At 44.3% G+C, this 11,509-nt stretch carries 12 protein-coding genes and 1 riboswitch; of the genes, 3 read left to right on the top strand and 9 right to left on the bottom strand.

Annotation, left to right across the window (positions count from 1 at the left end; all coding sequences use genetic code 11):
- Positions 1-113: 113 nt before the first annotated feature.
- The 4 genes from cobJ to cobG form a co-directional block, all read right to left on the bottom strand.
- Positions 114-1,541 carry a precorrin-3B C(17)-methyltransferase gene (gene cobJ / locus P5683_RS10505; RefSeq protein WP_006626030.1) on the bottom strand — a complete coding sequence of 476 codons (1,428 nt, stop codon included), beginning with the start codon at positions 1,539-1,541 and terminating at the stop codon, positions 114-116.
- A 31-nt stretch (positions 1,542-1,572) separates the two neighbouring features.
- Complete coding sequence (gene cobI, locus P5683_RS10500) at positions 1,573-2,277, bottom strand: precorrin-2 C(20)-methyltransferase (RefSeq protein ID WP_006626031.1); 705 nt, start codon at positions 2,275-2,277, stop codon at positions 1,573-1,575.
- Positions 2,274-2,903, bottom strand: coding sequence for a precorrin-8X methylmutase (locus tag P5683_RS10495; protein ID WP_008050381.1), 630 nt, complete (start codon positions 2,901-2,903; stop codon positions 2,274-2,276). Before P5683_RS10495 ends, cobI begins: the two co-directional genes overlap by 4 nt.
- Before the next feature lie 25 nt (positions 2,904-2,928).
- The gene (cobG, locus tag P5683_RS10490) at positions 2,929-4,377 is read right to left on the bottom strand and encodes a precorrin-3B synthase (protein ID WP_231296396.1); all 1,449 of its coding nucleotides are present in this window, start codon (positions 4,375-4,377) and stop codon (positions 2,929-2,931) included.
- A riboswitch (cobalamin riboswitch) is annotated at positions 4,376-4,500 on the bottom strand. It overlaps the preceding gene by 2 nt.
- A gap of 15 nt (positions 4,501-4,515) precedes the next feature.
- Here cobG and cbiE point away from each other — a divergent pair.
- A complete protein-coding gene (gene cbiE, locus P5683_RS10485) occupies positions 4,516-5,742 on the top strand; it encodes a precorrin-6y C5,15-methyltransferase (decarboxylating) subunit CbiE (protein ID WP_315639793.1) in 1,227 nt (408 codons plus the stop codon).
- A 13-nt stretch (positions 5,743-5,755) separates the two neighbouring features.
- Here cbiE and P5683_RS10480 read toward each other — a convergent pair whose 3' ends face one another.
- Together P5683_RS10480 and hemL are read right to left on the bottom strand one after the other, a co-directional pair.
- Complete coding sequence (locus P5683_RS10480) at positions 5,756-6,511, bottom strand: cobalt-precorrin-6A reductase (protein WP_006626035.1); 756 nt, start codon at positions 6,509-6,511, stop codon at positions 5,756-5,758.
- Between the two features lie 122 nt (positions 6,512-6,633).
- Entirely contained in the window at positions 6,634-7,932 is a 1,299-nt protein-coding gene (hemL, locus tag P5683_RS10475) for a glutamate-1-semialdehyde 2,1-aminomutase (RefSeq protein WP_006669033.1), read from the bottom strand.
- A 97-nt stretch (positions 7,933-8,029) separates the two neighbouring features.
- Between hemL and hisE the strand changes: the two genes are divergently transcribed.
- Both hisE and P5683_RS10465 read left to right on the top strand, forming a co-directional pair.
- Positions 8,030-8,632, top strand: coding sequence for a phosphoribosyl-ATP diphosphatase (gene hisE, locus P5683_RS10470; RefSeq protein ID WP_081593251.1), 603 nt, complete (start codon positions 8,030-8,032; stop codon positions 8,630-8,632).
- A complete protein-coding gene (locus P5683_RS10465) occupies positions 8,629-8,889 on the top strand; it encodes a hypothetical protein (protein WP_006626038.1) in 261 nt (86 codons plus the stop codon). The genes hisE and P5683_RS10465 overlap by 4 nt, the downstream gene beginning before the upstream one ends.
- A gap of 18 nt (positions 8,890-8,907) precedes the next feature.
- On the opposite strand, the gene P5683_RS10460 is transcribed toward P5683_RS10465, so the two are convergent.
- The 3 genes from P5683_RS10460 to P5683_RS10450 all read right to left on the bottom strand — a co-directional run bounded on the left by P5683_RS10460 (position 8,908) and on the right by P5683_RS10450 (position 11,499).
- Positions 8,908-9,330 (bottom strand): response regulator, encoded by a 423-nt coding sequence (locus P5683_RS10460; RefSeq protein ID WP_006669035.1) that lies wholly within the window; start codon positions 9,328-9,330, stop codon positions 8,908-8,910.
- 230 nt (positions 9,331-9,560) lie between these two features.
- Complete coding sequence (locus tag P5683_RS10455) at positions 9,561-10,406, bottom strand: transglutaminase family protein (RefSeq protein ID WP_046321728.1); 846 nt, start codon at positions 10,404-10,406, stop codon at positions 9,561-9,563.
- A 112-nt stretch (positions 10,407-10,518) separates the two neighbouring features.
- Complete coding sequence (locus P5683_RS10450) at positions 10,519-11,499, bottom strand: alpha-E domain-containing protein (RefSeq protein ID WP_006626041.1); 981 nt, start codon at positions 11,497-11,499, stop codon at positions 10,519-10,521.
- Positions 11,500-11,509: the final 10 nt, after the last annotated feature.

The following is an 11,509-nucleotide window of genomic DNA, read 5'->3' as shown; positions in this document are numbered from 1 at the left end:
CAGTTTATCGCCTCCCAACCGGAGGATTAATAAACCCGCCCCCAGCCAGTGATTAATTAATAATTGTTAATTGTCGGGGGGTTCTGCTAGTTTCTCGTTTCCCAACCGGAGGATTAATAAACCCGTCCTTTGGGGAGAGAGGGATAATGGCGTGGGGTGTAAATCCACTGCTGGTTTTGGTTTTGGTTAATGATGCGAGTTTGGCTGTTTCCAATTAAAATTATGGTTCGCATATCGGCATCTTGAGCGGTTAATTGTTCGAGTATTTTGACGGTGACGGTTTCTCCTTTTCTGCCTAAATTTCGGGCTAAGATAATGGGAGTTTGGGGAGACCTCCACTTTAATAATATCTGTTTTGCTTGGTCAAGTTGCCAGGTTCTTTGTTGAGAAACAGGGTTATAAAATGCCATGGCTAAATCGGCTTTGGCGGCTAATTCAATGCGGTTGATAATGACATCCCAGGGTTTGAGAATATCTGATAGGGAAATGACGCAGAAATCGTGTCCTAATGGTGCGCCAACTCTGGCGGCGGCGGCTTGCATGGCGGAAATACCTGGACAGACCTGGATAGCGATCGCCTCCCATTCTGGTTTGGCTTTGGTTTCTAATACTTCAAATACCGCTGAAGCCATGGCGTAAATGCCTGGATCGCCGGAAGAAATTAGCACCACTGAACGCCCTTTAGCGGCTAAATTTAAGGCAGTCTCCGCCCTATTTAATTCTACCCTATTATCAGATTCATGGCGGATAATTTCGGGTTTTCTTAAAAATTCAACTAGGTCTAAATAGGTTTTATAACCTACCCAATCACTAGCATTTTCTAAGACCTCGCGAACTTGGGGAGATAGCCAATCATGGCTTCCGGGTCCGGTGCCAATTATGGCTAATTTACCGGTGATTTCTGGTGAACTCTCTAACTGATAAATTAAGCGATCGCCCCTAGGCTGAAGAGTGTCTATATCTGCTTTATCTACGATTTCAATAGTCAATTTTCCCTGTTCATCAAAGGGCAATTTACTATTTTGTAACCAGGGTGCATCTCCGAGCAATTTAACTTGTTCTCCCGCCAACAAATCGGAAATAAAGGTTTTGGCATCATCAGGATTAATCAATTGATAACCCTTGGGGGGAGATAATAAAGCCGTTTTAAATCTAATTTCTCCTGTGGTGGTAATAGCTGGAGAAACCTGCAAGAATTGGGCAATTTTACGCGCCAAATCATTAACCCCTTGTAAACCCCCTAAAAGTGGCACGACGGCGCTACCATCTTCAGCCACAGCTAAAACGGGAGGTTCCTGCCATTTATTGATTAATAATGGTGCTAAAGTGCGAATTAAAATCCCCGCCGCACAAATGCCAATAATGGGGGTTCCTGTTTGGAAGAGTTCCCGCACGGTATCCCCAAAATTATCATAGGTTAAATCAGCCGACTGGGTGCGTTTTGGGGAACCATAGATAATCCCATTACCTAGGGCTTTTTGGATGTTCTTAGCCACATCAAGACTATTTTCGGTTAAAACAATAATGGCTGGTTGGTTCATAACTTAGGGGGAATTAAGGGTTAATTCGGGGTTATTTGGGCAGGTTATGACTAGGTACTAAAATTAATGACCAGTAGGTAACTGAGTTATGGTCAACTTCTGTAATGGGGATAATTGCCTGATTTTTCCAAGTAGCGCGTTCGATATATAAAGCCCTTTGTAGTAGTCCTAAATCTGCCAAAATTTGATAAACTTTAGCAAAATGCCGACCTAATTTCATAATGGCGGCTGCATCAGCTACCGAGAGGCGATCGCGTAATATATCCGCCTCTAATGTAGCCGGAAGAATGGTAAAGACATCATTGCGATAAGTTATCGGTACTCCCAACATAGCCGCACTAGCCATCACTGAAGAAATCCCAGGTATGACCTCAATTGAAAACCGCCCTGATAAGCGATTAAAAATGTACATAAACGTACCATAAAGCATCGGATCTCCCAGACACAAAACCGCCACATCTTTCCCCTGGCTGAGATGTTCGGCAATTTTTTCCGCCCCGATATCATAATAAGGCTGTGACGATCGCTGCACACTAAAGGGTAGGGGGATAGGAATTTCGATCTGATCAGGGGAGATAAAATCGGCGACGATCGCCCTAGCTAAAACCTTGCCATTTTCCAAACTGGGATAGGCAATGACGGGAACAGTTGTTAAAATACGATGTGCTTTTAAAGTTAGTAATTCCGGATCTCCCGGACCAATTCCCAACCCATAAAGTCGCCCTAATTTAGTCATAATTCATTTTCCTTTGCTAACGCATTTACTGCCGCCGCTGCGATCGCACTCCCACCGCGCCGCCCATGGAGTGTCATAAATGGAATACCACGGCTATTAGATGCCAATTCAAGTTTCGACTCTGCCGCGCCGACAAAGCCGACCGGAAACCCTAAAATCAGTGCAGGTTTCACTAAACCATCATCCAACATTTCCAGCAGGTGAAAGAGGGCAGTCGGTGCATTACCAATGGCTACCACTGCGCCTTGTAAATTATCCCCCCATAACTCCAATGCTGCCGCCGACCGAGTATTATTAATCTGGCGAGCGATATTAGGGACATCTGGATGATTTAGGGTACAAATAATCGGGTTATTTTTAGGTAAGCGTTTTTTAGTAATTCCCCTAGCCACCATCATGGCATCACAAAAGATGGCTTTTCCCTGTTGTAGTGCCTCCCGTCCGACTTTAACGGCATTTTCTGAGGCTTGTAAATCTCCGACAATATCCGTCATTCCGCAGGCATGAATTAACCTAACTGCTACATGAGATAAATCATCTGATAAACCTTGAAAGTTGGTTTCATCCCGAATTATTCCAAAGGATTTCTGATATATTTGGTTGCCGTCACGCAGGTAGTCTATCATCAGCAAATTTGCAGGTAATTAGTGATTAATTAAGTGGGCGATTTTGGGTCAAAAAATTGGCTAAAAATTCGGGTATTTCGGTAAATACTCCCTCAAAAATTTTTTGTTTTAAGGATTGTTCACCATCCCCAAGATACACTTGGTAGCCTTCGATAGTTTTCCCATTTTGATTAATTGTATGCCCTAAAAGGGTGATTTCTGCGGGACTGGGTTGAGCGCAAAATTTAGGGCAACCAGTTACATGAATATTAATAGGAGTATCTAAATTTAATCGCTGGTGGAGATATTCTGCTAATTGGGAAGCGTGAGTTTGAGTGTGGGTAAGTGATGCGGCACAGCCAGGCTTACCACCACAAGCAGCGATCGCCACTTGATTTGACTCAATTTCCGCGAAGCCTAATAAAGATAGTTTCGGCAATAATTGGCTGATTTGTTGATGGGGAATATCTGGCATTATAATTGTTTGCCAAGGGGTTAATCTTAACTCGGCATTACCAAAGGTTTCTGAAAGTTCGACTAATCCTAACCATTGTTGTGCATTAATTTGTCCTAGGTGTAATGATATCCCAATATAACACAATTCGGCGTTTTTTTGGGGATAAATTCCTAAATGATGATAGGGTTGGCTGGGGGTAGGTTCAGCGGACAATATCGGCAAGGGCTGGGTTAGTTGGCTGTTGACTTGCTGGATATATGTATCTAATCCTAGATGGTCAATTAGCTGTTTCATCCGAGGCTTTTTCCCGGTATCTAAGGGGTTGTTTCGGACATACTCCCCATAGACATTAATAAGGGTAGCGACTACAGATAAACATTGTTCTGGCGTGATGACAAGTTGGGTATTATATAGCTTTTTATCTCCGGCGATCGCCAACTGAAAATTAATGCTATTATTCCCATCATCTACCGAGATCGCATTAAGCTGAATCTGATTATATCGATGTTCCCAAGCCACCGGAGAACGGATACCAATTCCCACAGTCCCCCCCCCATCAACTCCGATGCTAAACTTAGGACTAAGTTCGCCAATTAACGGGTGATTTTGAATCAGATTATCCAGGGCTTTAATCAGGGGACGAGTATCAATTAACTCCTGGCTATCAATTCCCGCCGTCGGACTACCCATAATATTGCGTAGGTGGTCTATGTGGGGATTTTGAGCAGCTAAATTTAATTTTTGCAGCATCTCAAAAACGGCGCTAGTTGGTGGTTTTTGCACTCCCCGAATTTGTAAATTAGCGCGATTAGTTACTTGTAGCGTCCCTCCCCACTCCGTTAATAAATCACCCAATAATTTACCCTGTTTACTATTAATTAATCCGCCCGGAGTCCGAATGCGGATTAAAAAACCATCCTGGGCGTGGGTTCCATAAAATAGACCCGGACAAACATTTGCTTTAACTAACCAATTCATGGTGATTTGTTTCTCCATGCGACGCAGAGAATGAGCCGCAAAATTAGCTGATTTTGACAACTCATCAATAACTTGTAGTTGGCATTCTGACTCAGAAAATTGTATTACAGTTGCGGCACAGTGTCGGAATCTCACCGAACTTTCCCAACGACAAGCCCAAATACTATATCATGAATACTGGTATTTTAACTATAAATCATGGTCAGCAGGGATTTTTCCCACAAATGGTTATCAATTGTAGGAATTGGGGAAGATGGGTTAGAAGGGTTAAGCGCCACGGCGCGATCGCTTTTATCTATGGCTTCAGTAGTTGTCGGTGGTCAACGTCATTTAGCAATGTTACCCCCGGAGGATAAACGAGAAAAACTCCTCTGGACTTCTCCTCTGGATGAGTCGATCGCAGAAATTATCCGCCGCCGTGGTCAACCCGTCTGTGTTTTAGCTAGTGGCGATCCGATGTGGTATGGTATTGGCGTTACCCTTACCCGTCGCCTACCCCTTGAGGAAATTACTATAATTCCTTCTCCCTCTACATTTAGCCTAATTTGTAGTCGTTTGGGTTGGTCTGTAACCGATGTAGAAACCCTGAGTTTATGTGGTCGTCCCCTGGCTTTATTAAATCGGGTAATTTATGGGGGTGCGCGTCTGTTAATTTTAAGTGCTAATCGTCGCACTCCCGCCGCCGTGGCTGAACTCCTAACACATCAAGGATTTGGTGATAGTTTAATCGTGGTGTTGGAACATTTGGGAGGCAAAAAAGAGAGACAAATTTCGGGTATCGCTTCCTCTTGGGATGTTGACGAAGTGGCTGATTTAAATGCGATCGCCGTAGAGTGTATTAGTTCTAATCCCGTTAACTTTTCCCCTAGTTTCCCGGGACTTCCTGACAGCGCCTACCACCACGACGGACAGTTAACTAAACAGGAGGTCCGAGCGATTACTCTCAGTCGATTATCTCCCCTACCGGGACAACTTTTATGGGATGTCGGTGCAGGTTGTGGGTCCATTGGTATTGAGTGGATGAGAAGCGATCGCCGTTGTCAAAGTATCGCCATAGAACAGCATCCCAGACGCTTAGAATATATTGCTGATAATGCCACAGCTTTAGGGACTCCAGACCTGAAAATAATAGCCGGAAAAGCACCCGAATCATTAATTAATTTACCTTCCCCTGATGCCATTTTTATTGGTGGTGGTATTACCACCCCAGGTCTATTAGAAACCTGTTGGGAAAAATTGCGATCGGGAGGTCGTCTAGTGGCTAATACAGTCACAGTTGAGAGTGAGTTACTTCTGTTACAATGGCATAATAAATTAGGGGGGGAACTTACCCGAATTGGCATTGAAAGAACTGCAGCCATTGGCAATTTTTTAGGCTGGAAACCCTTAGCTACTGTCACTCAATGGTCAGTGCTGAAACCATAACTAAAAAGGCGGTTTATTGTTGGTGTAACCAAGCGATCGCCGACTCAATATCAGCCACTGTTTCCCCCATAGGAATGGGAGGACGTTGCACCATAACCACAGGTAATTTCAACTCTCGCGCCGCCACAATTTTGGCGTAGGTAGCATCACCGCCGCTATTTTTACTAACAATTGCACCCAGTTGATATTCCCGTAAAATTGACAGTTCATCTATCACCGAAAACGGCCCCCTTTGTAACAATAATTCCCCCCTAGGTATAGGTAAATTCGGCTGAGGTGGGTCAATCATCCGCATTAAAAACCAGATATCTTTTAGTTCAGCATAGGCGGAAAGTTCCTGACGACCAATAGTTAAAAATACCCGTTCAGCTAACCCTGATAAAACCATAGTAGCCTGTGAGTGACTATCCACCTCAACCCAGTTATCGCCGGGGACTTTTTCCCAAGCCGGACGGACAACCATTAACCGTTTAATTCCACATTCATTAGCTGCTATAGCCGCGTGGTCAGAAATTTGGGCAGCAAAGGGGTGGGTAACATCAATTAAAATATCAATTTTTTGTTGTTTTAAATAGTCGATTAAACCCTGAACACCGCCAAAACCCCCAATCCGAAAAGCCGCCGGGTCTTTCGGGGTAACTGGCTGTTGAGTGCGACCCGCAAAAGAAGCGATCGCCTCTATATTCGCCATAGTTTGAACCCTATCATATAGGGCTGTCGCTTCCGCCGTTCCTCCCAAAATCAAGATTTTTTTACAGTAATTACTCATCCAAATTAATAGGTTAAGATTAGCCCGATAAACCCCAGCAAAAACCAGGTTTTCTATGGGAATTCCAGACAGACTTAACCATCAATTCCATAAAAAACCCAGTTCTTGACTGTCAGAATTATCTACAGACCAGATAAAACTTCCCGCGCCGCCGCCAGAGTTTGATCAATATCTTCCTCAGTATGCACAAAAGAAGTAAAACCAGCCTCAAATTGTGAAGGAGCCAAATAAATACCCCGTTCTAACATACCTCGATGGAAGCGACCAAACTTCGCCAAATCAGACTTTTTAGCATGATCATAATTATGAACAGGTCCCTCCGTAAAAAAGAACCCAAACATCGCGCTAATTTGGCCACCACAGGCTGCATGACCTGTTTCTTTAGCAATTTCCAATAAGCCATTACTCAGCTTTTTGGTAATTTGGTCGAGATATTCATAAGTCCCCGGCTTTTGCAATAGTTCCAGAGTCTTAATTCCCGCCGTCATGGCTAGGGGATTTCCTGATAGGGTTCCCGCTTGGTACATGGGACCTGCTGGCGCGACCATAGCCATAATATCCTGACGACCGCCATAGGCTCCCACAGGTAAGCCACCACCGATAATTTTACCCAAAGTAGTTAAATCTGGGGTAACACCAAATTTTTCTTGAGCGCCACCGTAAGCAATGCGGAAGCCAGTCATCACCTCATCAAATACCAGTAAAGCGCCATTTTCCTCGGTCAGCATCCGCAAACCTTCCAGGAAACCCGCATCAGGAGGAATAAAGCCAGAGTTGCCTACAACGGCTTCTAGGATGATACCTGCGATTTGACCTGGATTTTCCGAAAATAGTTTTTTGACCGCTTCTAGGTCATTGTAGGGGGCGTTGAGAGTGTTTACAGTCACGTTTTTAGGTACGCCGGGAGAATCGGGTAAGCCGAGAGTCGCCACACCCGATCCGGCTTTGACTAGGAACATATCCGCGTGGCCGTGGTAGCAGCCCTCAAATTTGATGATTTTTTCGCGACCCGTAAAGGCTCGCATTAGTCGCAGTACGGACATACAGGCTTCCGTACCAGAGTTGACAAACCTTACCATTTCGATGCTGGGAACAGCGTCGATCACCATTTCCGCTAAAACGTTTTCTAGGGCGCAGGGTGCGCCGAAACTGGTCCCTTTTTCTAGCGCTTCGTGGAGAGCGGCGATTACTTCTGGGTGAGCATGACCGCAAATAGCTGGCCCCCAAGTGCCAACATAGTCAATATATTGGTTCCCGTCAACGTCCCAAACGTATGCTCCTTTGACGCGATCGAAAACTATGGGTTGACCGCCAACGGATTTGAATGCACGCACTGGGGAGCTAACCCCCCCTGGCATGATTTTTTGGGCGGCGCTGAAGATTTCCTCCGATTTTGTTGTTTTTAATGGGGTGCTTACCACTTTAATCTCCTTATGCTTAATATGTTTGGATGCTGTGGTGCCAAATTTGCTAACGGTGAGACACAAAATGATATTCTAAACAGTAGTGGTGTTTTTTATGAAATTTAGTGGAGTTATGGCAGCCGGGAAACCCCCAGAATTGGGGAATCTGATTGATATTGATAAAATTCGTTACGATGATCAGGGCCTGGTAGCGATCGCCATTCAGGATATCTTAAATGGTGGGGTTTTGGCTTTGGGGTCGATGAACCGGGAAGCACTACAGAAAACCCTCGCGACTCAACAACTGTGGTGGGTTCAACAGTCACAGATTGAACTTTGGCATCCTGATATTATACTGGAGTCCATTAGCTATGACTACCGGGGCAATTTTCTGGTGGCTGGGGTTGCCTATTGTCCCTCGGAGTTAAATGGCTCTGGTGGACATACCTTGGCGGGTTTGTTTCGGGTAATTTGCGATCGCCGAGATCATCCAAATTCCCAATCCTATACCTGTCAGTTATTCGCCGGGGGAGATAATAAGATTCTCAAGAAAATCGGAGAAGAGGCGGCGGAAGTAGTTATGGCTTGTAAGGATGATGAGCCGCAGGCGATCGCCTCAGAAGTAGCCGATTTATTTTATCATTCCCTGGTGGCTCTGGCTTATCATCAGGTGGATTTACGGAAAGTTTATGAACAGTTAGAAGCACGTCGTCAATGAGTAAATTAACTCCGATTTCCTTAACGGTTCATTATATTAATGGGGAGTCCTACGAGTTTGAGTTTATGCCTCAGCAAACTTTGCAGGGTAGCGCTGTCAGTCCTCTGCAACAGATTTTGGGTTCCCATGAAATTATTATAGAGTTGGAGGATCGTTTGTTAGTAATTCCCATGGAAAATATACAGGCGATCGAGATTTCTCCACCCCCTAGCATTTTACCGGATACGGCTATTCGTAATGCTCAACAGGTGGATTAATGGAGTATTTGGCGACCTCTATTTGGGGTCATTTTCGGCTAGGACATCCCCCGCGATTTTGGCTTTAATTTGGTCAATAAAGGCTTGATGATCTATAATAGGTTTGGGGATGTAACCATCAGCGCCACTTTGGGCTAAGAAATATTCGCGATCGCTTTCATCCCCTTGGGCGGTCACCAAAATCACTGGTAAATTAGCAGTTTCAGGATTAGCTTTGAGCATTTGGGTAATTTTAATGCCATCAATGGGTTGACCCTCATAATAACTATTGTTTAGATAAATATCCATCAAAATCAGATCAGCTTGTTTAGAGGTTGCCATATTGATCACAGTTTCCACATCCTCAGTATGACAGGCAAGCATCCCACCTTTACGGGTGATAATTCTTTTAAATATCTGCCAATTAATCGGATTATCTTCAACTACTAAAACAGTTTTCATATTTTCACCCTCATTTGCAGAATTATAGTGACTCAACATACAGGCTATATGATTAGCATCTTCTATTCCACTGATTCTGTCGATCGCAATAAGTTCAGGATTTTCAGGTGATGGCTATGGTATCTGATGCCCATTTAGAGGCGAAAAGGATGGAAAAGTTCAGGACAATTGAATTCCTTATCTAGTATAGCAGTGGTATCGGTTGTTGATGTGACCGCTAAGATACTTAATCAACAGAGTTTTTCAATGGATAAATCATATTTCATCTGAGAATATGCTCCTCGCCCTCGAAAACTGCCGTTTATGGGACTAGCATATTCAGGAATAGCACTAGAAACCAGGGCGATATTGCGATCGCTGATAGCTAAATTCTGAGTCGGGTCATAACCCCGCCATCCCCCCCCCGGAAGATAAACCTCAGCCCAGGCGTGAAGATGGCGATCGCTATTATTTAGGTCCCCTTCCTGGTAGCCACTAACAAACCGAGTGGCCAAACCCATGGCCCGACAAGCCTCCATAAACAAAACCGTCAGATCTCGACAGGAACCCGCTTGCTGTCTCCAAGTAATCCCAGGGGGGAAAGCCGCCCCAGTTTCCCGAATAGTATAGCGACAAGTCCGATAAATGCGTTGATTTAAATCACTTAAAAACGTGAGAATCTCCCCCCGGGAACCATGCCAAATTTCTTGGGCCAATTGCACAGCCGCCGGGTCAACTCTGCCTTCTATATAAGGCTGTAAATGCCTTAAAATCGGTGCGGGATAGTCAGCGATCGGCAATTTCATCGCCCAAGGTTCCAGCAAATAGTTAAAGGGGTTATGACAATGAGTTTCTACTTGGGAACTGACTTTAATCTTTAATTCTTTCGTCGGTTCATCAAACCACAATTTCAGGACATCATTACCATTGAGGTCAACAATTGCCGAAATTCCTTTAGGTTCGGGAACCACATCAATAGCAAAATCCTGTAGAGTCTGAAAGGCATCTGAACGGGGTCGTAACCTGACGATATGGGGGGTTAATTCTACATACTTAGTATAAGTGTATGTAGTGGTATGAGCAATCTGATAAATCATCACTGTGTCCGGGGTATTTCAACGAGCAATAGGGCTGACGAGGTACAGCCGCACCCCACCTACCAGTTAGTAGGAATAGGTGGGGAAGGAGAGAGGAATACTTATGTCAATGTCAACCTACTTGACTTTGACTGACTGTCTCCGGTATAGGTTCCAGGGCAAAAAATGTTTCAAACATTCTCTCTTGAATCCCATTAACCCGGGTTTGCAAATTATCGAGAAATTCATGTAATCCTCGATTCATAATCTCATCAATCATGATATAGTCCAACTCCGATCGCAAACGTCCCAACTCCAGGTCTACAGGATTTTTCCAAGTTCCCGGTCTAGTTCCGGTAATATGTTGAAGCGATCGCTCTGCCTGTAGTATGCAATACTGAATCGAGCGCGGAAATTCCCGATCCAAAATCAAAAATTCTACCACACCAAAAGGGGTAATCCGGTGTTGTCTGCGTTTACGATACATCTCATAAGCACTAGCAGATTTCAGCAAAGCGATCCACTGAATTTCATCTAATGTAGTTCCGACATCCTCCACAGAAGGCAGCAAAATAAAATACTTAACATCCAGAATCCGAGAAGTTTTATCAGCCCTTTCTAGCATTCTGGCCATACGTCCAAAATGCCAGCCCTCATTGTGAGTCATAGTCGCATCCATAACCCCAGCAAATAAATGGGCTTGCTGCTTCACCTGATTAAAAAACTCTGGCAAATAATAGGAACTATCTCCCATAGCAGCATCGCGCACCATCATATAGAACTCATTGACCTGTTCCCACATTTCCGAGGAAATAATTTCCCGGACAGAGCGCGCATTTTGTCGCGCCAACCGCAGACAAGATAAAATCGAGTTAGGATACTGATTATCAAAAGTCAGGAATTGAATCACATTTTCAGCGGTCGCCTCTCCGTAGCGTTCTTTAAACAGTTCTAAATCCCCAGTAGTTAACACCAAAGGTCGCCATTGTTGCTTCATTCCCGAGGGAGAATCCAACAACAAATTTTGGTTAACATCAACAAACCGGGCAATATTTTCGGCCCTTTCTATATAGCAATTCAGCCAATAGATAGAATCAGCAACACGACTGAGCATAGTTTTTTCG

The organism is Limnospira sp. PMC 1279.21 (assembly GCF_032349615.1).
Classification (GTDB): domain Bacteria; phylum Cyanobacteriota; class Cyanobacteriia; order Cyanobacteriales; family Microcoleaceae; genus Limnospira; species Limnospira fusiformis.
The sequence above is the reverse complement of the archived record's forward strand: the minus strand, read 5'-3'. Positions and strand labels throughout refer to the sequence as shown.

What these genes read in the sequence shown, in the direction of transcription:
- cobJ (WP_006626030.1), bottom strand. Translation starts at nt 1,541, where the DNA reads ATGAACCAACCAGCCATTATTGTTTTAACCGAAAATAGTCTTGATGTG.
- cobI (WP_006626031.1), bottom strand. Translation starts at nt 2,277, where the DNA reads ATGACTAAATTAGGGCGACTTTATGGGTTGGGAATTGGTCCGGGAGAT.
- P5683_RS10495 (WP_008050381.1), bottom strand. Translation starts at nt 2,903, where the DNA reads ATGATAGACTACCTGCGTGACGGCAACCAAATATATCAGAAATCCTTT.
- cbiE (WP_315639793.1), top strand. Translation starts at nt 4,516, where the DNA reads ATGGTCAGCAGGGATTTTTCCCACAAATGGTTATCAATTGTAGGAATT.
- P5683_RS10480 (WP_006626035.1), bottom strand. Translation starts at nt 6,511, where the DNA reads ATGAGTAATTACTGTAAAAAAATCTTGATTTTGGGAGGAACGGCGGAA.
- hisE (WP_081593251.1), top strand. Translation starts at nt 8,030, where the DNA reads ATGAAATTTAGTGGAGTTATGGCAGCCGGGAAACCCCCAGAATTGGGG.
- P5683_RS10465 (WP_006626038.1), top strand. Translation starts at nt 8,629, where the DNA reads ATGAGTAAATTAACTCCGATTTCCTTAACGGTTCATTATATTAATGGG.
- P5683_RS10460 (WP_006669035.1), bottom strand. Translation starts at nt 9,330, where the DNA reads ATGAAAACTGTTTTAGTAGTTGAAGATAATCCGATTAATTGGCAGATA.
- P5683_RS10455 (WP_046321728.1), bottom strand. Translation starts at nt 10,406, where the DNA reads ATGATTTATCAGATTGCTCATACCACTACATACACTTATACTAAGTAT.
- P5683_RS10450 (WP_006626041.1), bottom strand. Translation starts at nt 11,499, where the DNA reads ATGCTCAGTCGTGTTGCTGATTCTATCTATTGGCTGAATTGCTATATA.